The organism is Nocardia sienata NBRC 100364, from assembly GCF_001613205.1.
In the GTDB taxonomy this organism is placed as follows: Bacteria; Actinomycetota; Actinomycetes; order Mycobacteriales; family Mycobacteriaceae; genus Nocardia; species Nocardia sienata.
This window is the reverse complement of sequence record NZ_BDBX01000033.1, coordinates 111,036-130,770: the sequence shown is the minus strand read 5'-3', so window position 1 is coordinate 130,770 and position 19,735 is coordinate 111,036. Positions and strand designations below refer to the sequence as shown.

The 19,735-nt window shown below is 68.4% G+C and carries 20 protein-coding genes; 10 read left to right on the top strand and 10 right to left on the bottom strand.

The window, feature by feature from the left end; all coding sequences use genetic code 11:
• The first annotated feature begins 534 nt into the window (after window positions 1-534).
• Together NS4_RS18695 and ybiA are read left to right on the top strand one after the other, a co-directional pair.
• Window positions 535-906 (top strand): Rv3235 family protein, encoded by a 372-nt coding sequence (locus tag NS4_RS18695; protein WP_157106113.1) that lies wholly within the window; start codon window positions 535-537, stop codon window positions 904-906.
• Between the two features lie 174 nt (window positions 907-1,080).
• Window positions 1,081-1,632 carry a riboflavin biosynthesis intermediates N-glycosidase gene (gene ybiA / locus NS4_RS18690; protein WP_084487493.1) on the top strand — a complete coding sequence of 184 codons (552 nt, stop codon included), beginning with the start codon at window positions 1,081-1,083 and terminating at the stop codon, window positions 1,630-1,632.
• A 322-nt stretch (window positions 1,633-1,954) separates the two neighbouring features.
• On the opposite strand, the gene NS4_RS18685 is transcribed toward ybiA, so the two are convergent.
• Complete coding sequence (locus tag NS4_RS18685) at window positions 1,955-2,347, bottom strand: VOC family protein (protein ID WP_063060855.1); 393 nt, start codon at window positions 2,345-2,347, stop codon at window positions 1,955-1,957.
• A 592-nt stretch (window positions 2,348-2,939) separates the two neighbouring features.
• Between NS4_RS18685 and NS4_RS18675 the strand changes: the two genes are divergently transcribed.
• Together NS4_RS18675 and NS4_RS18670 are read left to right on the top strand one after the other, a co-directional pair.
• A complete protein-coding gene (locus NS4_RS18675; RefSeq protein WP_063060801.1) occupies window positions 2,940-3,536 on the top strand; it encodes a TetR/AcrR family transcriptional regulator in 597 nt (198 codons plus the stop codon).
• Window positions 3,537-3,638: 102 nt separating this feature from the next.
• On the top strand, window positions 3,639-4,841 hold the full coding sequence (locus NS4_RS18670; RefSeq protein ID WP_063060800.1) for a cytochrome P450: 1,203 nt from the start codon (window positions 3,639-3,641) through the stop codon (window positions 4,839-4,841).
• Between the two features lie 7 nt (window positions 4,842-4,848).
• On the opposite strand, the gene NS4_RS18665 is transcribed toward NS4_RS18670, so the two are convergent.
• Window positions 4,849-5,268: a hypothetical protein gene (locus NS4_RS18665; protein ID WP_063060799.1), complete on the bottom strand. Its 420-nt coding sequence runs from the start codon at window positions 5,266-5,268 to the stop codon at window positions 4,849-4,851.
• Window positions 5,269-5,351: 83 nt separating this feature from the next.
• Between NS4_RS18665 and NS4_RS32275 the strand changes: the two genes are divergently transcribed.
• The 3 genes from NS4_RS32275 to NS4_RS18650 all read left to right on the top strand — a co-directional run bounded on the left by NS4_RS32275 (window position 5,352) and on the right by NS4_RS18650 (window position 7,387).
• Window positions 5,352-5,555: a hypothetical protein gene (locus NS4_RS32275; RefSeq protein WP_157106112.1), complete on the top strand. Its 204-nt coding sequence runs from the start codon at window positions 5,352-5,354 to the stop codon at window positions 5,553-5,555.
• A gap of 204 nt (window positions 5,556-5,759) precedes the next feature.
• Window positions 5,760-6,563 carry an SDR family oxidoreductase gene (locus NS4_RS18655; RefSeq protein WP_063060797.1) on the top strand — a complete coding sequence of 268 codons (804 nt, stop codon included), beginning with the start codon at window positions 5,760-5,762 and terminating at the stop codon, window positions 6,561-6,563.
• Window positions 6,560-7,387 (top strand): DUF72 domain-containing protein, encoded by an 828-nt coding sequence (locus NS4_RS18650; protein ID WP_245665519.1) that lies wholly within the window; start codon window positions 6,560-6,562, stop codon window positions 7,385-7,387. Before NS4_RS18655 ends, NS4_RS18650 begins: the two co-directional genes overlap by 4 nt.
• Window positions 7,388-7,490: 103 nt before the next feature.
• Here the strand turns inward: NS4_RS18650 and NS4_RS18645 are convergent, their stop codons facing one another.
• Window positions 7,491-8,096 carry a TetR/AcrR family transcriptional regulator gene (locus tag NS4_RS18645; protein WP_063060795.1) on the bottom strand — a complete coding sequence of 202 codons (606 nt, stop codon included), beginning with the start codon at window positions 8,094-8,096 and terminating at the stop codon, window positions 7,491-7,493.
• 93 nt (window positions 8,097-8,189) lie between these two features.
• On the opposite strand from NS4_RS18645, the gene NS4_RS18640 reads away from it, so the two are divergent.
• From NS4_RS18640 to NS4_RS18630, 3 genes are all read left to right on the top strand, one after another.
• Entirely contained in the window at window positions 8,190-8,837 is a 648-nt protein-coding gene (locus tag NS4_RS18640; protein WP_063060794.1) for an FMN-dependent NADH-azoreductase, read from the top strand.
• Between the two features lies 1 nt (window position 8,838).
• Window positions 8,839-9,159, top strand: a complete 321-nt coding sequence (locus NS4_RS18635; RefSeq protein ID WP_063060793.1) for a DMT family transporter — start codon at window positions 8,839-8,841, stop codon at window positions 9,157-9,159.
• Window positions 9,160-9,392: 233 nt separating this feature from the next.
• Window positions 9,393-11,348, top strand: coding sequence for a GMC family oxidoreductase N-terminal domain-containing protein (locus tag NS4_RS18630; protein ID WP_063060854.1), 1,956 nt, complete (start codon window positions 9,393-9,395; stop codon window positions 11,346-11,348).
• Window positions 11,349-11,358: 10 nt separating this feature from the next.
• Here the strand turns inward: NS4_RS18630 and NS4_RS18625 are convergent, their stop codons facing one another.
• The 7 genes from NS4_RS18625 to NS4_RS18595 form a co-directional block, all read right to left on the bottom strand.
• The gene (locus tag NS4_RS18625; RefSeq protein ID WP_063060792.1) at window positions 11,359-11,730 is read right to left on the bottom strand and encodes a DUF742 domain-containing protein; all 372 of its coding nucleotides are present in this window, start codon (window positions 11,728-11,730) and stop codon (window positions 11,359-11,361) included.
• A gap of 73 nt (window positions 11,731-11,803) precedes the next feature.
• Window positions 11,804-12,142: a roadblock/LC7 domain-containing protein gene (locus NS4_RS18620; RefSeq protein ID WP_369690221.1), complete on the bottom strand. Its 339-nt coding sequence runs from the start codon at window positions 12,140-12,142 to the stop codon at window positions 11,804-11,806.
• A complete protein-coding gene (locus NS4_RS18615) occupies window positions 12,120-14,492 on the bottom strand; it encodes a sensor histidine kinase (protein ID WP_084487490.1) in 2,373 nt (790 codons plus the stop codon). The genes NS4_RS18620 and NS4_RS18615 overlap by 23 nt, the downstream gene beginning before the upstream one ends.
• Window positions 14,493-14,761: 269 nt before the next feature.
• Window positions 14,762-15,136 (bottom strand): DUF742 domain-containing protein, encoded by a 375-nt coding sequence (locus NS4_RS18610; RefSeq protein WP_063060791.1) that lies wholly within the window; start codon window positions 15,134-15,136, stop codon window positions 14,762-14,764.
• Window positions 15,133-15,549 carry a roadblock/LC7 domain-containing protein gene (locus NS4_RS18605; RefSeq protein ID WP_063060790.1) on the bottom strand — a complete coding sequence of 139 codons (417 nt, stop codon included), beginning with the start codon at window positions 15,547-15,549 and terminating at the stop codon, window positions 15,133-15,135. The genes NS4_RS18610 and NS4_RS18605 overlap by 4 nt, the downstream gene beginning before the upstream one ends.
• Window positions 15,527-17,857 carry a sensor histidine kinase gene (locus tag NS4_RS18600; protein ID WP_245665517.1) on the bottom strand — a complete coding sequence of 777 codons (2,331 nt, stop codon included), beginning with the start codon at window positions 17,855-17,857 and terminating at the stop codon, window positions 15,527-15,529. The genes NS4_RS18605 and NS4_RS18600 overlap by 23 nt, the downstream gene beginning before the upstream one ends.
• 303 nt (window positions 17,858-18,160) lie before the next feature.
• Complete coding sequence (locus NS4_RS18595) at window positions 18,161-19,714, bottom strand: hypothetical protein (RefSeq protein ID WP_063060789.1); 1,554 nt, start codon at window positions 19,712-19,714, stop codon at window positions 18,161-18,163.
• Window positions 19,715-19,735: the final 21 nt, after the last annotated feature.

Sequence of the window (19,735 nt, the reverse complement as noted above, 5' to 3'; positions counted from 1 at the left end):
CGCGTCGTGCGCACGACTCGCCGACTCACCGGCCGATCCGGGACACGCCGCCTCGACCGGGATTCCGGTGAAAGTTCCGATGACCGTCTGTACTGCCACGACCGGAGGTGCGATGCTGTCGCGGAAGGAAACGTCGTGGGGGCGATCCGTTTCGCAAAGGGGGGCGTAGAAATGTGTGATTTCCGGCCGGTACTCCATCGGGTGCCGGGATACGAGCCGCCGGTACGCCGGTCGTGTGCGCGAGCCGGTGCTCCTCCGGAGGCCGGCAGGGTGTGCGCCGAAGGCCCGGCCGTGGCACCTCGACCGCAGGCGGCCGCTTCCGCAGCTGCGGTCCCGCGACCGGCGTCCCCGGCAGAAGCGGTCGCCGAGCCGGCCCGCGGCCGGCTCGCGACAGTGCCGGATTCCGACACGGCCTCCGCCACAGGGGAGACGGAAGCCGAAGATCGCGATGCGCACCGGGAGTCGCTCGCCCGAGGCTGTGCGACCCGTCCGGATCGGAAAACGCTCCGGCGCAACCACAGTGCGCCCGCTGGTGTGCGGCGAGCCCAGCGGGCGGGTCACGATACGTCCCGGAATCCCGAACCCGCCGGTGCCCGGGCCTTCGCCACGACCTCGGTCCGGATCCTGCTCGAGGTACTCGACCGCCGGCGCCCGGTCGCGCAGCTCACCGCCCTGTGCACACCCGGGCTGGTCAGCGCCATCGGCGCCCTCGTGGCGGGCGATCACGCCCCCGGCCGGACCCTCGGGTCGGCGGTGCCCGGCACGGTGCGGTTGTTCCAGGTGCAGGAGCGCGCGGCGGAGATGGTCGCCACCTATCAGCGCGGTCCGCGCCGCCTGGTCCTCGCCGGGCGTATCGAGCGCGGCAGCACGACGCCCTGGAAGGTGACCGCGCTGCGCGTCTTGTGAAAACGCCCGTGACCTGTGTCGGGGCCTCCTGAGAATTGGCGGCGGTGTCCGTGCTGGTGCGTAACCGCGCAGCCGGGTAGTGCTCTTCGAGCGCACGAAGACCGCATTCAGCGACAGCCGCGACCGATCGAAAGCCGGATGCGCGGTCCATGTGTTTCGGGCAGGGTGAACCGGATGACGGCGCGGAGTGTCAGTGAGTTGATCCATATCGTGGCCGAAGGCGGCCGGGTGAAGTACCTGCCGTTCTGGGGCCATCATCCCCGTAGCGACGGGTCTGTCGGTGCCGGTTGCCTCAGCCAGTGGTGGCCGGCGGAATTCACAGTCGGCGGAGAGGTCTTTCCGACGGCCGAGCATTACATGATGTGGCGCAAAGCGATGCTGTTCGACGACGGGGCGATCGCCGCGGAGGTGCTGGATGTGAGCAGTCCCGGAGCGGCGAAGGCGTTGGGACGGCGGATCGGCGGTTTCGACGAGGAGTTGTGGGGCCTGCATCGATTCGGCATCGTCGTCGCGGGCAATATCGCGAAGTTCGGTCAGCACGAAGAGTTGCGGCGTTTCCTGCTGGAAACCGGGGACCGGGTTCTGGTCGAGGCCAGTCCGGTGGACCGGATCTGGGGTATCGGGCTGGCGGCGGATGACCCGTGTGCGGCGGACCCCACGCGGTGGAAGGGGCTGAACCTGCTCGGTTTCGCCCTCATGGAGGCCAGATCGGCGCTGCGCGGATAGCCACTCGGCAGCTGATCGCGTGAAGGACCGGGCCGGTGAGTGCTGCGCGATGTGACCTTCTCGCATCGCGACGCGAAACTCCACACCGGCCGTAGGGTATGGAAGGACGGCCTGGTCGCGCCGGTGCGTGTCCGGTGGGATCCATAAAGTGGCATTGGTTTCCGGCCGCCGCCGTACTGTTCGCCGCAGGTCGGTTTGCCGGGTGAGGCGGTCCGCCGCTACTGGATTGTGGAATCGCGGTATCCCACGCCCGCTGATATTCGCGCCGTGCTCGGTATGGAGGCACGGACGGGACCGGTGCGGCGGTGTAGACGCCCGCTGCTCAGGGACGGTGGGCGCGGATATCGACCGGGCGACCGTCCGGATCCTGGGCCGTCATCGTCCACTGGGTGGGCAGCGTCTCGATCGGTCCGGCCGGCAGCCCGGCACCCATGATTCGTTCCCGGACCTCGCACAGCTGGGCGTAGGTGGCCAGGCGCAGACCCCATCCGGCCCGTCCGAGCGGATCGAGGCCGGTGGCCGGACCGGTCGTGGTCTCGACGATCGCCAGGTGGTCGGCGCCCCCGACATCGAGAATCGCGATACGGGGGCCGGTGCCCGAGGCGGGACGTTCGAAGGACAGCCTCGCTCCGAGCACTCCGGTGTAGTACGCCACGAGCTGGTCCAGGTCCGTCGTGGACAGCGTCAGATGATTGATCCCGAGGAGTTCCGGCATGGTCATCCGAGCCTAAGGCCGCACACACGGAACGTCCAGTACTGCCCCGGAATAGGAAGCGGTCGCGAATCCGGTACACCGAGCCGGACGCGCCCCGTCGCTCTTCGAGACCCTGTCGTTATCGACGAGTCGTGCCTCGGCGGCTTGCCATCGGATGTGCAGTCCCGACATCATCGCCTGTTCGCGCCGGCAGGCCGGGTCGGCGCTCGCCTCGTGGCGGTAGCCGCCGTCCTGGCCGGTGCACGGAGCCGCCGGCATCACGCGTGAACGCGCCACGTCGGTTCCCCGTGTCGAAGGCGCCGCACAGGCCGGCTGTTGCGCTACGGGGACGGCGAGATGAGCGTCGGAGGAAGCGCCGGTTCGGCGGCGGCCGGGCCGGGACGGCCGAGAGCGTCCCGGGCGACAGGGAGACCGTCGACGGCGGTCCGCCCCGGATCCCGGACCGACGGTTCACCGCCGCGCTCTGCGGGCCACGATCCGACATCCGGCGGACAGCATCGTCCGGCTTCGATACGGGTCTGCTGGGTGCCCGCTTTGTCCGATCCGGTGTGCCTTACGCTGCTCTTCCGGATGGCAGGTGAGCGGAGGGTGCATGATCAACGGGAACGAACCGGCGGGTCGTCGACGGGATGCCTCGGCCACGCGGGCCGCGATTCTGACGGCGGCGCAGGAACTGTTCGCCGAACGCGGGTACGAGCGCGCCACTGTGCGGGATATCGCCACCCGGGCGGGGGTGAACCAGGCGCTGCTCTTCCGGTACTTCGGGAACAAGGACGAGCTCTTCCGGGCGACGATGACCGATCGTGGGCGTTCGGTGCTCGACGCCGGGCCGGTGGACGCGTTGCTGGCGCGGTTGCTGGAGCGCGCGCTGGAGCCGAGCGAGACTGTTTCGCCCGGTAATTGGTTACAGGCGGCGTTGCGTTCCAGCGGACACGAAGAGGGCGCGTCGGTGATCCGCCGGGAGTTGGGCGAGGAGTACATCCGGGCACTGTCGACGCTCACCGACGGCGGTGACGGGGAGTTGCGCGCGGATCTGCTGCTGGCCTGGCTGCTGGGGATCGGGCTGGTTCGTTCCGTCCTGCATCGGGAGCCGCTGCACAGTGCCGATCCGGCCCAGATCGCCGGCCATGTACTGCGGGCTGCGGAAGTGCTCCTGGAGCGCAACGATACGAGATTCCCTCCGGCGTAAGGCCGTTGCGTCGTTGACGCCACCTCGCGAAAACCCTTACCCTGTCTAAGTAAGCAATCGCTTACCTGGCTGGAGTCGCCGGGCGTCGGGAAAGGGAGACCTATGACCGCGAACACCGAGGTACGTCGGTACCCCTTCGGAGAACCGGTTCGTCTCGAGATGGACCCGCTGTTCACACAACTGCGCCGTGAAGAGCCTGTCTGCCGGGTCGAACTGCCCTACGGTGGGGAAGGCTGGCTGGTCACCCGATACGAGGATGTGAAGCTGGTCCTCGCCGACCCCCGGTTCAGCCGCGCGGCGACCGTCGGCCGGGAGAACCTGCCCCGGGCCACTCCCGCGCCGGTCCGCCCCGATTCGCTGCTGAGCATGGATCCGCCCGAGCACAGCCGGTTGCGGAAACTGGTGGCCAAGGCGTTCACCAGCCGCCGGGTCGCCGGATTGCGCCCGCGTACCCGCGAGATAGTGGACGAGTTGCTCACCGCACTCGGACACACCGGTGCGCCCGCCGATCTGGTGGAGGGTTTCGCGCTGCCGTTACCGGTCACCGTGATCTGCGAGATGCTCGGGGTGCCGCCGCGTGATCAGCACCGGTTCCGCGACTTCTCCGACGCGATCCTGTCCACCACTGCCTACACCCGGGAACAGATCGAGAGCGCCCGGGATTCGCTGGAGACCTATCTCGCCGAGGTGGTCGCCGAGCGCCGGCGCCGGCCCACCGACGATCTGCTCGGCGCGCTGGTCGCCGCCCGTGACGAGGAGGACCGCCTCAGCGAACAAGAACTGGTGAACCTCGGTGTGGGCTTGCTCATCGCAGGCCATGAGACCACCGCCAATCAGATCGCCAACTTCACCTATGTGCTGCTCACCCAGCGCGAGTACTGGGAGCTGCTGCGCGCGGAGCCCGAACTGATCCCGGGTGCGGTGGAGGAACTGCTGCGCTACGTGCAGCTCGGCGCCGGTGCCGGACAACCCCGCGTGGCGACCGAGGACGTGGTGCTCAGCGGCGTGACCGTGCGGGCCGGGGATTCGGTTTTCGTGAACACCCAGTCCGCCAACCGCGACGAGAACATCTTCGATGATCCCGAATACCTGGACCTCACCCGGCAGCGCAATCCACACGTGGCCTTCGGCTACGGCGCCCACCACTGCCTGGGGGCGCAGCTGGCGCGCGTCGAACTCCAGGTCGCACTGGAGGCGCTGCTGGAACGCTTCCCCTCATTGCGGCTGTCGCTGCCGCTCGACGAAATCCCGTGGAAGTCGGGTCTGCTGGTACGCGGCCCGAAACAGCTTCTCGTGGAGTGGTGAAGCCCGCTCAGAAGAGCTGACCGGCGGCGAACCCGGCGAGCAGCACGGCGAAGCCGCCGATCTCGCCGACGATCAGGGCCACCAGCACGAAGCGGAACGACGGCGGCGGATTGTGCATCTGGTTCGTGGTGTCGCGCAGGATGCCGTGCCTGACATAGTTCGCGATGGTGATCACGAACATAAGCACCAGGAGCCCGGCGGCGGTCGCGTCGACCGCCGCCGGCCACGCCGAGAATTCGACGAAGAGCGCGATCATGGCGGTCGCGAACGAGTACAGCAGGGCGGACCGGTGTGCTATGTCCACATACGGGTGAGCCACACCGTCGGGCGAACCGACCATGGCCTGCCATTTCCAGACTCCGAGACCGAGCGCGGTCAAGAACAACAGGCCCGCGGCGAACAGCACCAGCGCGGTGGGAGCACCCATGTCGTGACACCTTTCATGATCATGTCGTGACGAGGTGAAGTATGTCCCCACCGGCCGCAGCGCGCGACCGATGTGAAGTCCCGATGTTTCGCGACCGGGTCGGGTCGTCCAGCGAGCGGCAGTACGAGATCGGCGACGGCGCGGCCGATATGGGTTGGGCAGCATTGGATACGCTGCGGGAATGCCGGAAGTACGGGAATCATCCCATGGCCGGGCGGATCGACCCCGGGTCTGCGGAGTACCAGGCATCGACCTTGGCCGGACTGAAGCGCATGGCCGGTAGCTGAGGAGGCAGCACCGACGCATCCACTGCCGAGATCAGGATCGAGTCGACTTCGAAGAGCTGCAGGTCGAGTACCACAGCGCCCGATACGGTGCCGCGGTGATTCCGGGCGTCGGCGGCATCCGCCCGCCGTTCGCGCGAGTCCGTTAGATTGGCGAATCGGGTGATCCCACCCGGTTGACCACGGATCGTCGAGGACAGGTGTTGTATGACCAAGACCGCGCTGGTGACCGGAGCGTCCTCGGGGATCGGCCGGGCTACTGCCGCGCTGCTGGTGCGGCGGGGCTACCGGGTGATCGGGACCAGCCGGAACCCGGAGACGATCGCGGACTCGGCGCGGGTGGCGGGGGTGGAGTATCGCGCGCTCGATCTGACCGATCAGGCGGGGATCGAGCGGTTCGGCGCCGACCTGGGGCCGGTGGATGTGCTGGTCAACAATGCGGGGGAGAGCCAGTCGGGTCCTGTCGAGGAACTACCGATCGAGGCGATCGAGCGATTGTTCCAGTTGAATGTTTTCGGGGCGGTCCGGCTGGCGCAGCTGGTGCTGCCGGGGATGCGGGAGCGGGGGTACGGGCGGATCGTCATGGTGGGGTCGATGCTGGCGAGTTTCCCGCTGGCATATCGGTCGTCGTATGTGGCGGCGAAGGCGGCGATCAAAGGGTTCGCGGATGCGGCGCGGCTGGAGACGGCGCCGTTCGGGGTGTGGATCAGCACCGTGGAACCGGGATCCATCGCGACCGGGATCGGAGAGCGGCGCACGAAGTACATCGCGCCGGACTCGGTGTACAAAGCGGACTTCGACACGATGATCACGCACCTCGACCGCAACGAGAAGGCGGGGATCTCGCCGGAACAGGTGGCCGGGACGATTCTGCGGGCGATCGATGCGGACAGGCCGAAACCGCTGTACGCCAGAGGGAGTCGCGCGCCGATCGTCTTTCTGCTGCGGCGGTTGGTGCCGGCGTCGGTGATCGAGAAGATCGTGGCGGGGATGCACGGGCTGAAGCGTTGAGGCTCTACGTCGGCTGCGCCATGTGGACGCATACCGCATGGCCGGTCCGCGGTGACAAACTGCGCGGCTATGCGCAGTGGTGCAACGCGGTGGAGGGAAATACGACGTTCTACGCGGTTCCGGCCCGGCGGACCGTGGAGAACTGGGCGAACCAGACCGATCCCGATTTCCGGTTCGTGATCAAACTGCCGAAAACCCTCACCCATGAGCGTCGGCTCTCCGGTGTGGATGCCGAACTGCGGCAGTTCCTGCACACGATGGAACCGCTGGGGTCCCGGATGCACGCGCTGTGGGTGCAGCTGCCGTCCTCGTTCGGTCCCGCGGATCTGGGTGCGTTGGCGATGTTCTTCCGGAGGCTGCCCGCGGAGCTGCCGCTCGCGGTGGAGGTGCGGCATCCGGAGTTCTTCGCCGAGGAGGGTGCCGCAGCGCAGCTCGAGCGGGTGCTGGGCCGGGTCGATGCCGAATGGGTGCCATTCGACACCACCGTGCTGTTCGGCGCGCCCGCCGCGAGTCCGGCCGAATTCGAGGCCCGATCCAAGAAGCCCCGGTTGCCGCGCCGGATGAAGGCGCTGACAGGCGCGCCGATCGTCCGATACCACGGTCGCGACGACCACGCGGTCACGGTCGCGGGCTGGCGGCCGTGGGTCGTGCGGACTGCCGAATGGCTGCGCGAGGGGCGGTCGCCGACGGTATTCCTGCATACTCCCGACAATGCTTCGTCCCGGGACCTCGCGCGCCGGTTCCACGACGATGTCCGTTCCCTGGTGCCCGAACTCGAGCTCTTGCCGGACCCGGCGGATGCCGAACCCATGACGCTCTTCTGAGGTGCGAGCGTCGAGTGCGCGCCGGCCGCGCCGCCACCTCCGGTGACCGAAGCCGGCCTGTGCCGCGTCGCAGGTGCAGGATAAGGCGTGCGAGGCGCGTGGATCAACCGGCAGCAGACGCGATGACGGCGTGGGCGAGGTCGGCGAGCGCGGTGGTGATCTGCGTGGAACTCAGGCCCCGCTCGCGCTGATGCCGATAGACCTCCACGGCCACGGGAGCGAGTAGGACGTCGACGAGCGAATCGGGTCGCGCTACTCCGGCCGTCACCAGCAGGGCCCGCACATGCGCCGACCAGAACCCGTACGCGCCGGTGGCGAACCGCGCTTCACCGCTCTCCGCACCCAGTACGAGATCGGCATGCGCATCGAGCAGTCCCACCATGGCGGCATAGAAGGCGGCCAGCCGTTCCGCCGGCGGTGCGCCCGGTCCCAAAGGTGGTGACCCACCGAGCAACTGCGCCTGGAGTTCTCGTTCATGGTCGTCCAGCAGTGCCATCGCGATGGCGCCGACATCCGGATAGCGGCGATACAGCGTGCCGCGCCCCACACCGGCCGCCTTCGCGATGTCGTCCATGGTGACCGCGCGCGGATCGCGGAGGGTGAACAGTTCGGCCGCCGCGGCGAGGATCTTGGCCCGGTTGCGCGCTGCGTCCGCTCGTTCGCCGCCACCGGCCGCCTGTGTCGTGAGCAGGTCGACGCGAATATCCATGTCGGCACCATAACGCAATAAGTGGACATTACGTCCAGTTCGCCTTACGATCAACCAAGTGGACGCACTGTCCACTTGGTTGGAGGTTTGATCATGTCCACTCTTCTGCACCTGGATGCGAGTGCGCGCACCCGTTCGATCAGCAGAGAGGTGAGCGCAGCGTTCGCCGGATCCTGGCGCGCCGCACATCCCGGCGCCGGTTATGTGTACCGGGATCTGGCGGCCGATCCGGTGCCGTTCATCGATACCGGCTGGACCGAGATCTGCGATGCGGTTCTCGCCGCGGGAGCCACCGACCTCGATCGGCTCGCCATGCTCGCGCGTACACCCGCCCAGGTCGCGGCGTGGGGGGTCGTCGAGCCGCTGCTGACCGAACTGCTCGCCGCCGACATCGTGCTCATCGGCACCCCGATGTACAACTATTCCGTTCCGGCGGCGCTCAAGGCGTGGCTCGATCAGGTGACCTTTCCGCGAATGTCGCTGGCGCCGCGCCGTTTCGTGGTGGCCACCGCCCGCGGCGGCGCCTACTCGCCTGGCACGCCCAAGGCCGCCTTCGACTACCAGGAGAGCTATCTCCGCGATTTCTTCGCGGGCCATTTCGCCGTGTACGACACGGTTTTCATCAACGCCGAGCTGGCCAACTCGCGGCAGGATCCGGCGCTGGCGTGGTTGCGCGACGACCATGACGCGTCGTATGCGCTCGCCCTCGACACCGCCCACGAACTCGGCAAGGAATACTGAAATGAGCTGGCTCGTACTCGCTCTGGCGGGAGCGGTCGAGATCGCCTGGTCGCAGAGCATCAAGCCGACGCAGAACTTTACCCGGCCGTTGCCCACGCTGCTCTGCTTCGGGCTCGCCGCGGTCGCTGTATACCTTCTCTCGTATGCGATGCGAACCCTGCCCGTCGGCACCGCCTATGCCGTGTTCACCGGCATCGGCGCACTCGGCGCCATCGGCCTCGGTGTGATCGTCGACAAGGATCCGCTGAGCGCGGGCCGGGTGCTGGGACTGTCGATGATCGTCTGCGGAATCGTACTGGCCCGGATCGCCGACCCTCACTGACGAGCGGTGGTCCGGACCGCCGACCGCCGCCGCCCGGGTCGATCGGGGGAGCATCCGGGGCGACCCGCTGGGATCTTCCCCGGATGCCGGAGTACACGAGGGTGATCGGCCGCCCGTCGAAGTAAATCGGTGTTCTGGAATATTTGCCGTATCCACGGCGGATTTTATCCGCTTTTGTAAGCGGTGATTCACACTCCGTGATAGAACTTCGGCAATCTGAAAGGCGGATGGGTATGAAGGCGACTGCCAAGCAACGTGCCGCGCTCGGGACGATCTGCGATACGTTCGTGCCGGGGGACGGATTGACGATGCCGTCGGCGACCGAAATCGGCGCCGTGGAAACGGTATTCGAACTGCTGGGGCGTAATCCCCGGGCGGCCGAGGGCAAGCAGCTGGCGACGCTGCTGGATGTATGGGATTCCCCCGTGACCGGTCTGCTCACCGGGCGCGGGCCGCGGCGATTCTCGAAGCTGTCACAGGAGCAGCGGGAGCGGGCGCTGCTGCGGCTCGGTGACTCCCGTATCGGTGCGGTCCGGGCGGTTTTCCAGGCGCTCAAACAGGCGTCGCTGCTCGCCTACAACGTCACGCCGGGGCCCACCGGATTCCACCCGCTGTGGAAGGAGATCGGCTACCCGGGGCCGCCCGGACCGCTGCAGACCGCGCCGCGGCCCGCGCTGGCGCCGCAGCGGATCACCGAACCCGGCACACTCACCTGCGATGTGGTGATCGTCGGTTCGGGTGCGGGCGGCGGGACGGCGGCCGCCGTACTCGCCGAAGCGGGACTCGACGTGATCGTCGTCGAACGCGGCGGTTACTACGACGACAAGGATTTCGGCGCGGGGGAACTCGCGGGTCTGCAGCAGCTGTACGCGCCGGGTCCCTCCGCGTCGGCCGCAGGGCAGATCACTCTGGTCGCGGGGACGTGTCTGGGCGGCGGGACCGTCGTCAACTGGAGTACCTCGCTGGCTACACCCGATACCGTGCGCGCGGAGTGGGCCGAGGTCGGCGCGAAGCAGTTCGGCGAGGCCGAGTTCAGCGAGTCGTTGGACGCGGTGGTGCGCCGGCTCGGGGTCAACGAACGCCGCTCGATCCTCTCGGCGCGCGACGGGGTGCTGGAACGCGGTGCCGGGGCGCTGGGCTGGGCGGTGGACCCGCTGCCCCGCAATGTGACCGACGCCTGCGACGCCGGGGTGGAATGCGGCCGGTGCGGCAACGGCTGCCGGGTGGGAGCCAAACAGTCGGTCACCAAGACGTGGCTGGCCGATGCCGCCGCGCGGGGTGCGCGGTTGATCGTCGACGCCGATGTGCGGCGGATCGCGGTCCGCGGGGGCAGGGCCGAATCGGTGTCGGCGCGCACCACGACGGGTGTCGAATTCGAGATCCGGGCCCGGGCCGTGGTGGTCGCGGCGGGCGCGATCCAGACCCCGGCGCTGCTGAAGCGCTCGGGGCTGGCGAACAAGAACATCGGCCGTTATCTGCGGCTGCATCCGGCCGCGGCGGTGTTCGGAGTGTTCGACGAGGAGATCCGGCCCTGGGAGGGCGGATTGCAGACCCGCATCTGCCGTCGGCACGCGGACCTCGACGGCAACGGATACGGGGTCATCTACGAGACCGGGCCGCTGCATCCGGGGCTGTCGACCGGGTTCATGAGCTGGCGCGGCGCCGCGAACCATCGCACCAATATGCTGGACTTCGGCCGCTCGAACGCGATCGGCATCATCACCCGCGATCGTGATTCCGGGGTGGTGAAGGTGGACCGTGACGGGCACCCCACCGTCGACTACCGCATCTCCGACTACGATGCCGGGCATCTGCACACCGGGATCGAGGGCGCGGCGAGCATTCTCGAAGCCGCCGGGGCGCGCCGGATCTTCTCCGGGCACCAGGCCGGGATCTCCTACGAACCCGGTGTCCGGGGGTCGCACGCGGAGTTCTCCGCCGCCTGCCGCACCGCGGGCTATGGGCCCGGCCGGTGTGCGCTCGGCGCCCTGCACATCATGGGCTCGGCACGCATGGGCGGTTCGCCGGAGATCTCGGCGACCGACCCGGACGGCGCCACCTGGGACGTGAAGAACATCGTCGTCGCCGACGCGTCCTGCTTCCCGACATCCTCAGGGGTCAACCCGATGGTGTCGATCGAGGCGATCGCCCATATGAACGCCGAACGGCTGGCCGCCCGGCTGACCTGATCGGTTCGGTTCAGCCGCCGCGCAGACTGTTCGCGATGGTCCGCAGGAGGCCGAGATCGGCGTTGTCGCCGGTCTCGGCCGGAGCGCGGACCAGCAGGCGGCCGTCGTCGACGAGATCACCGATGAGGACCTTGGTCAGCGCGAGCGGAACGTGCAGTTGCGCCGACACCTCCGCCACCGATTGCGCCACCCGGCACAGGCCGACGATAGCGACGTACTCGGGTTCGGTCCGCCGTGAGGCCAGCCCGGGCGATGCGTCGACCACCATGGTGTCCAGGGTGAGGTCGCTACGTGATGTGCGGCCGCGGCCCCGGGTCACCGCGTAGAGGCGTACGACGGGGCCGGCGTCCTCCTCGTCCCAGTCGTCGTGCGGGCCGCTCACGGTTGCGGCGCGCCGTTCGTGTGCGGGCGCGAGTCGACGGCGAGATGGCTGCCGACCCGCTGGACGGTTCGGTTCATCTCGAACGCGACCATGCCCATATTCGCGGATTCGGTGGCCAGAGCGCCAGACACGCATTGGCGCCCGCGGCGGTGATGAACAGCACCGCGCGGTCGAGTTCGACCACGGTCTGGCATACGCCGCCGGCTTTGAAATGGCTACCCGCGCTGCGGGCCAGGCTGTGGAAGGCCGAGGCCATCGCGGCGAACCGTTCGGCCTCGGTCTGATCCAGACCCGCCGAGCGTCCCATCAACAGCCCGTCGGTGGACAGCAGGACCGCGGATTCGGCGTCCGGCAACCCGCTCACCAGTTCTTCCAGCAGCCAGCTCAGGTCAGTGCGCGGAGGAGTTGTCATCGTCGCCTTCCTGTCGGGGCCGATCGGCCGCGGTCGAATCGGGACGCGGGTGGCGTCCGGACCGGGTGCCGCCTTCGATGGCGGCCATCAGATTGCGAGCCTGTTCCGGTGTGCGCGCCCGCGGGGTCTCCTCGGTGACCGGCGCTTCCGTGGCTTCTGGTTCGGCAGACTGTCGGCGTCGGCGCGGGAGCGCGGGACGGGTGCCGTCACCGGGTGCCGGTGCGGTGGCGACCGGTGACGCGGAGGTGTCCTGCGGCGGGGCGGTGCTGTGGGAAGCGGCAGTGGTCACCGCGGCGCGGGCGGGCTCGGCGGGCGGTTCGGGGGTGCCCGCCGTCTCGATGAGCGCGGCCGGGATCACCACCACGGCCTTGATCCCGCCGTAGACCGAATCCGCCAGCCGTACCGAGACCCCGTGGCGGGCCGCCAGGGTGGCCACCACGAACAGGCCGAGACGGGTATCGCCGGTGAGAGCCGCCACGCCGAAATCCGGTGGTTCGGCCAGCAGGTCGTTGCGCTCGGTGATCTCCTCCGCGGTCATCCCCAGACCGCGGTCGGCGACCTCGACCGCCACACCGCGTCCGACGACGGCGGCCGATACCTCGACGCGGGATTCCGGCGGCGAGAAGGTGGTGGCGTTCTCCATCAGCTCCGCGAGCAGGTGGATGAGGTCGGCGGTGGCCGGACCGGTGATCGACAGATCGGGTATCTGGCCGGTGTGGATGCGGGTGTAGTCCTGGCTCTCCGCCGCGGCGCCCCGGATCAGATCCCACAGTGGAACCGGTTTGCGCCAGCGGCGGCCCGGCTGCTCGCCGCCGAGCACGATGAGATTCTCGGCGTGGCGGCGGGCCCGGGTGGCCAAATGGTCCAATTCGAAGAGGAGTTCGAGCTGGTCGGCGTTCTCCTCCTGACGCTCGGCCTTGTCCAGCAGGGCCAGCTGGCGGTGCACGGCCAGCTGGTTGCGGTGGGCGATATTGAGGAACACCGTGCGGAAACCCGCGCGGGTCTTCGACTCGGCCACCGCGGCGGAAACCGCCGCGACCTGCGCGCGGTTGAACGCGTCGGCCACTTCGCCGAGTTCGTCGGTGCCGAAGTCCAGGTGTGCCACTTCCGCGGCGGTATCGATCTCGGCCCCGTCGTCGAGTCGGCGCATGAGGTCGGGCAGCCGCACGTCGGCCAGTTCCAGGGTATCGTCGCGCAGGCGGCGCATCCGCGCGATGAACCGGTTCGCGCCGATGAGCGCGGCCAGCAGCGCCACCGCCGTCACGATCAGCACCACAATGCCGCCGACCAGGGAAATTCCCGCGGTATCGGTACCCTCGGACCGGGCGATGGCATGGGCATCGCGACTCTGGTTCTCCCACAGGCTCAACAGAGCCGCGCTCAGCCGCACCGAGGCATCCTGCCACGCGGGCACTGTCATCGGTAGCGGAGCGGGCTCGGTTTCGCTGGACTGCTCGTAGTCGTAATCGGTATCGGAAGCGTCCGTACCGGAGTCTGCGGCGGGAACCGGCCCGCGCAGGATGAGTGCGTCCTGCATGGCGGTCACCTGCTGCCAGTCCGGTGAATCCGTGATGGTTTGCAGCTGGGCGAGCCGCGGTCCGGTCAGCACCGTGGCGGAATAGGCCATCTGCGAGCGGACTTCGCCGGTGTAGCGGGTGAACTCGAGCAGTTCCTCGGTGGTGAGTGTGCCGCGGGTCAGGGCGACGGCACCGAGCGTGTCGGCCTGGGAGAGTGCCTCGGCGGCACGCAGCGGCTCGACGCCGTAGCCGAGGGCGATACCGAGTTTGGCGTCGGGCGCAACCCGGGCCGCGACCAGCGATGCCTTGGGGATCGTGCCGATCACGGTGCTGAAGAATTCGAACGCCTCGGCGTGCGGCATCGCGCGCGAGTCGATCGCGGTGCGCACGCCGGGTACCCGGTTGTAGAGCGGGCGGAAGGTTTCGAGCTCGGCGGCCGATCCGTCCGGGTTCAGGCGCTGGGCCGCCTCGCCCTTGGCGATCACCGCCGCGAGCGCGGTATCGGCGCGCTTTCGTGCCTCTACCAGCTTGTTCGCCGCATCCGGATCGCCCGCCAGATACAGCAGTGACAGCCGCCGCTCCTCTTCGAAGGTCTGCACCATAGAGATCACCGGCGTGGTGGTGCCACTGATGAGATTGGCCCAGATTGTCGCGGCGACACTGGTTTTGACCAGATATCCGGCGGCGCCGACGCCGACGACGACCAAGGTGACGCTGGTGATCAGCACGATCGACAGGAGCCGGGCGCGGATACCCAGCCGGCCCCGAGTCGCGTCTGCGCCGGAACGGAACGCCCGCACCAGTGCCTCGGGCAGAAGCCGCCGAACAGCCACGATAGATCAACCCGTTCCGGGCGTGCGCCGGTGCGACACCGCGGTGACCGGCGCGTCACCCAATGTTCTCGGCATTGCCGTTCTCCGGCAATGCATCAGCTCTCGTCGGAGACGATAGCGAAAGCCGGGCGCCTACCGGAGACCGGTCTCACCGAGTGGGGCTCAGAGTATCGGTGTGAGCACGGCTACAGAAGCCGCCGAAATGTTAAAGGGCGATCGTTCGAAATCCGGGGTGCCGGGCCCGGGTCGTGGCGAGCGCGGTAGTCGTTTCAACCACCCCGCAGGCTGTTCGCGATGGTCCGCAGCAGACCCAGATCGGGTGCGCTGTCGGTGGTCTCGGCGGGAGCCCGCACGGCCAGCCTGCCGTCATCGATCAGATCCCCGATGAGGACTTTGGTCATGGCCAGCGGAATTCGCAGCTGCGCCGAGACCTCCGCCACCGATTGCGGTACCCGGCAGAATCGGATGATCTCGACATATTCGGGATCGGTGCGCCGCGGCGCGAAGCCGGCTCCTACGTCGACGACCATGGTGTCGAGAGTGAGTTCGGTTCGCGCGGTGCGACCCCGGCCGCCGGTCATCGCATAGAGCCGTGCGACCGGACCGGCTTCCTCTTCCTCCCAGGGTTCGCGCGGCCCGTTCACGGCTGTCTCGCTCCGTTCGGCCGCGGGCGCGAGTCGACGGCGAGATGGCTGCCGACCCGCTGGACGGTTCGGTTCATCTCGAACGCGACCATGCCCATATTCGCGGATTCGGTGGCCAGTAGCGCCAGGCAGGCGTTACCGCCGGCGGCAGTGATGAACAGGACCGCGCGGTCGAGTTCGACCACGGTCTGGCATACGCCGCCGGCTTTGAAATGGCTACCCGCGCTGCGGGCCAGGCTGTGGAAGGCCGAGGCCATCGCGGCGAACCGTTCGGCCTCGGTGCGGTCCAGACCCGCCGAATGGCCCATCAGTAGACCGTCGGTGGACAGTAGTACCGCGGATTCTGCGTCCGGCAACCCGCTCACCAGTTCTTCCAGCAGCCAGCTCAGGTCAGTGCGCGGGGGAGTGGTCATCGTTGCCTTCTTCTGGAGTGTGATCGGTTGTGGGCGAGTCGGTATCGGGGCGGCGGCCGGACCGGGAGCCGCTCTCGATGGCGGCCATCAGGTTCCGGGCCTGCTCGGGCGTGCGGGTACGCGGCATGTCGACGACCGGGATGACCCCCGTATCCGCCTCGGCGGACTGCCGCTGGCGGCGCGGCAGGGCCGGGCGAGCGCCCTCGACCGGGCGGGGCCGGGAGATCGCGGTCAGCGGTTGCGAATCGGCGGGCCCGGGCGACGCGGGGGCGGTGATCTGCTGCGCGGGCACGTTGGTGGGGGTCGCGGGGGCCGCCGCCGCGGCGGCCTCGAGGGCCGGACGGCCGGGCCGGGCCGGGCCGCCGGATTCGGTGAGCGCGTTGGGGATCAGCGCGATCGCCTTGATGCCGCCGTACACCGAATCCGTCAGACGCACGGTGACACCGTGGCGGGCCGCCAGGGTGGCCACCACGAAGAGACCGAGACGGGTGTCGCCGGTGAGAGCAGCCACGCCGAAATCCGGTGGTTCGGCCAGCAGCGCATTGCGCTCGGCGATCTCCTCCGCGGTCATCCCCAGGCCCTGATCGGCGACCTCGACCGCGACCCCGCGGCCCACGACGGAGGCCGAGACCTCGACCTGGGATTCCGGCGGCGAGAACGCCGTGGCATTGTCCATCAGCTCCGCGAGCAGATGGATCAGGTCGGCCACGGCCTTACCGGCGATCAGCACATCGGGTACGCGTCCGGTGTGGATCCGGGTGTAGTCCAGGCTCTCCGCGACCGCGCCGCGAATGAGTTCCCACAGCGGAACCGGGTTGCGCCAGCGGCGGCCCGACTGTTCACCGCCGAGCACGATGAGGTTCTCGGCGTGCCGGCGGGCGCGGGTGGCCAGATGGTCCAGCTGGAACAGCAGCTCGAGCTGGTCGGCGTTCTCTTCCTGACGTTCGGCTTTGTCCAGCAGGGCGAGCTGACGGTGGACGGCCAGCTGGTTGCGATGGGCGATATTGAGGAACACGGTATGGAAGCCGGCGCGGGTCTTGGACTCGGCCACCGCGGCGGAAACCGCCGCGACCTGTGCGCGGTTGAACGCATCGGCCACTTCGCCGAGTTCGTCGGTACCGAAGTCCAGCCGCGCGACCTCGGCGGCCGAATCGATGTTCTCGCCGCGGTCGAGCCGGTCCATGATGTCGGGCAGCCGCTCGTCGGCGAGTTTCAAGGTCTCGTCGCGCAGGCGGCGCATCCGGGCGATGAACCGGTTGGCCAGCACGAGCGCGGCCAGCAACGCCAGCGCCGTGATCCCCAGGACCGCGGCGCCGCCGACCAGCGACCGGTTGGCGGTGTCGGCGCCCTGGGCGCGACCGATGGCGTGGGCGTCGGCGCTCTGGCCCTCCCAGAGTTTCAGCAGGGCGGCGACGACCTCACCGGAAACCCGCTGCCAGTCCGCGACGGTCGACGGCAGGGCCGGGATATCGGACTCGGTGGACTCGTCGGCGCTGCTGTAGCCGGAACCGGTACGGGTGCCGGTGCGCCCGGTCGTGGAGTTCTCGGTCTCCGACTCGTCGGCCGAGACCGAGCCGCGCAACATGACGGCGTCCTGTACAGCGATCAGCTGTTGCCAGGCCGGTGAGGCGGTGAGGGCCTGCAGCTGGGCCAGGCGGTCGCCTTTGAGTACCGTGGCGGAGTACGCGACTTCGCCGCGGAATTCACCGACATGCCGGTTGAATTCCACCAGCTGCGCGTCGGTGAGCTCACCGAGAGTCACCGCGACGGCGCCGAGGGTGTCGGCCTTCGACAAGGCCTCGGCCGCTCGCAAGGGCTCGACGCCGTAGTTGAGCGCGATGCCGACCCCGGCGTCGGGTGCGACCCGGGCCGCCAGCACCGACGCCCCGATGATGGTGTCGATCACCGAGCTGAAGAACCCGAACGCCTCTTCCCGCGGAATCGCGCGCGCGTCGATGGCCGCGCGCAGATTCGGTACGGCCTCGAAGAGCTTGCGGTAGCCCTCGATCTGGCCGGCCGAGTTGTCGGGATCGAGCCGCTGGGCGGCATCGCCTTTGGCGGTGATCTCGGCCAGTGCGATATCGGAGCGCTTGCGTGCGTCCGCGAGCGCTGCCACGGCCCCGGGATCGCCCGCCAGATACAGCAGCGACAGACGCCGTTCCTCCTCGAGACCCTGCACCATCAGGATGGCGGGGGTGGTGGTGCTACTGGCCAGATCGGCCCATTCCTGTGCCTGCCGACCGGATTTCACCAGATAGCCCGCTGCGGCGATCCCGACCGTGACCAGCGTGATGCTGGTGATGAGCACAATGGCGAGCAGGCGTGTCCGGATACCGACGCGGCCGCGCGTTCGACTCGGTCTGGAACGGATTGTCGATGCGAACTCGGGGAGAGGCAGCCGCTTGGACACAGTAGATCAACTCGTTCCCGGGGATGCGCGCGAGCAGCATCATCGCCGTCGGCTCACCACCCAACTATCCCGGCACTGCGGTCACCCGGCAATGCGTCGTACTCCGGTACCAGACATTAGCGAAAGCAAGACGTTTCAGTCTCGAAAACTACTACTCTCACCAGGCATTCTTTTCGGGTATCGAAGCCGGGATGTTACGGCTTATTCGGGAATTGCCCGTGATCGGTTTCCCGGGCCCGCCGTAGCCGCGCGTTTCGTGCCCGCGGCCCGGAAACACAGCACCCGTTCACCGTATCCGGCCAGCGGCTGGGCCTCGGCGGCCTGCCGGATACCACTGGCCGGGAGTTCGGTGAGTTTGGCGAACATGGTCGCGTTTCCGAACGCGGAACGGATCTGGGTCTCCGAGGCGTAATCCGCGCCGTAGTCGGCGAGTTTGCCGAAATCCAACGGCGCCAGCGGAGTGTCGAGGGCGACCGGTTCGGCGGGCCGGCCCAGTGCCGCGTACTGGGTGGCCGAACCCTGCTCGTACCAGCACAACTCGTAGGCCAGGTTCTCGGTACTCGTCACACTCATCACCGGCCACTGCTGTGAAAGGGCGAGCGCCAGTGGATTCTTCGCCACCGGCGTCAGCTCCCATTTGAGGCTTTTCACCGCGATCCAGCTACCCGACATCCGCTCGATCAGGACGATGTCCTCACCGAGTTCGGAGGCGGCGTTGAGCTGAGGATCCCGGGTGCCCCAATGCGCCTTGTCCACGCCGTAGGCGGTATTGATATCCACCGGTTCGGCACCGGCCGCGGTGAACGCGGCGACGATGGCGTCGCGCACCTGCTCGAGCGCATCCGGTGCCGAGCACAGCACGCTCAAGGCGCCGAACGAGGAGCCGATCTCCACCGGCTTGGCCGGCTGGTCCGGCATGGCTCCGGCGACCAGCGGTTTCAGCCCGATCAGCGCGAGTTGCCAGTTGATCTCCTCGATCGTGGCCAGATCCCCCGCGCTTTGATACAGGATCTGCTGCTGGGTCAGATAACCGGCGCGTTCGAGGGTCCGGCATTCCAGCTTCCGCAGGGCGGCCTGCGTTTTGGTGGTGAAGCCGATCTCTTCGATCTTCAGGTTCCGCAGCTGGGAGGCCATGGCCGGGGTGGTGAGGGCGGTATAGCGTTCGCGATACATGGCCACCGCCTGCTTGCGCTGCCGTCCCACCATCAGGGTGCGCAGCAGGGTGTTGAGGGTGGCGAGATATTTCCGGGACTGCTCCGGATCGGCCTCGAACAGCGTGGCGCGGATGCGGACCGCCTCGTCGGTGGCCACCACGGCAGCGCCCGGGTCCAGCCGGCACAGCCACACACCGCATTTCGACAGGCCGTCCGCGCAGACACCCGCAGCGTTCGGATATTCGTGCGCCACCCGGGTATAGGCGTTGCAGGCATCGCGGATGGTGGCGGTCGCCAGCTCGCGGTGGCCGATGGCGCGGGCGGCCTGTTCCAGCAGCCGCAGGGTGTCCTGGACCTGGTTGGCGAAAACCGCGGACACATGACCGGAGGTGAACCAGCGCAGCCGGATCATCACCGCTTCCTGTGCGGGTTCCAGCGCGCCGGCCACCCGGTTGCGCACCGAGCCGTCGGTTTGGGTGGCCAGGTAGGCCGAGGCGAGTTCACACAGGGTGGTGGCCAGCTGGAGTTCTGTCTCCGGTGTTCGGTCCCGCGCCGCGAGTCGATCCGCGGCCACCCGGCCCTCGATGGCGATCAGGTCCATCGCGATCTCAATTCCCGCATC

Bases quoted from the DNA above. Each gene is read 5' to 3' on its own strand.
- ybiA (WP_084487493.1), top strand. From the start codon at position 1,081: ATGACGGCGCGGAGTGTCAGTGAGTTGATCCATATCGTGGCCGAAGGC.
- NS4_RS18685 (WP_063060855.1), bottom strand. From the start codon at position 2,347: ATGCCGGAACTCCTCGGGATCAATCATCTGACGCTGTCCACGACGGAC.
- NS4_RS18675 (WP_063060801.1), top strand. From the start codon at position 2,940: ATGATCAACGGGAACGAACCGGCGGGTCGTCGACGGGATGCCTCGGCC.
- NS4_RS18670 (WP_063060800.1), top strand. From the start codon at position 3,639: ATGACCGCGAACACCGAGGTACGTCGGTACCCCTTCGGAGAACCGGTT.
- NS4_RS18665 (WP_063060799.1), bottom strand. From the start codon at position 5,268: ATGGGTGCTCCCACCGCGCTGGTGCTGTTCGCCGCGGGCCTGTTGTTC.
- NS4_RS32275 (WP_157106112.1), top strand. From the start codon at position 5,352: ATGTTTCGCGACCGGGTCGGGTCGTCCAGCGAGCGGCAGTACGAGATC.
- NS4_RS18655 (WP_063060797.1), top strand. From the start codon at position 5,760: ATGACCAAGACCGCGCTGGTGACCGGAGCGTCCTCGGGGATCGGCCGG.
- NS4_RS18645 (WP_063060795.1), bottom strand. From the start codon at position 8,096: ATGGATATTCGCGTCGACCTGCTCACGACACAGGCGGCCGGTGGCGGC.
- NS4_RS18640 (WP_063060794.1), top strand. From the start codon at position 8,190: ATGTCCACTCTTCTGCACCTGGATGCGAGTGCGCGCACCCGTTCGATC.
- NS4_RS18635 (WP_063060793.1), top strand. From the start codon at position 8,839: ATGAGCTGGCTCGTACTCGCTCTGGCGGGAGCGGTCGAGATCGCCTGG.
- NS4_RS18630 (WP_063060854.1), top strand. From the start codon at position 9,393: ATGAAGGCGACTGCCAAGCAACGTGCCGCGCTCGGGACGATCTGCGAT.
- NS4_RS18620 (WP_369690221.1), bottom strand. From the start codon at position 12,142: ATGACAACTCCTCCGCGCACTGACCTGAGCTGGCTGCTGGAAGAACTG.
- NS4_RS18605 (WP_063060790.1), bottom strand. From the start codon at position 15,549: ATGACCACTCCCCCGCGCACTGACCTGAGCTGGCTGCTGGAAGAACTG.
- NS4_RS18595 (WP_063060789.1), bottom strand. From the start codon at position 19,714: ATGGACCTGATCGCCATCGAGGGCCGGGTGGCCGCGGATCGACTCGCG.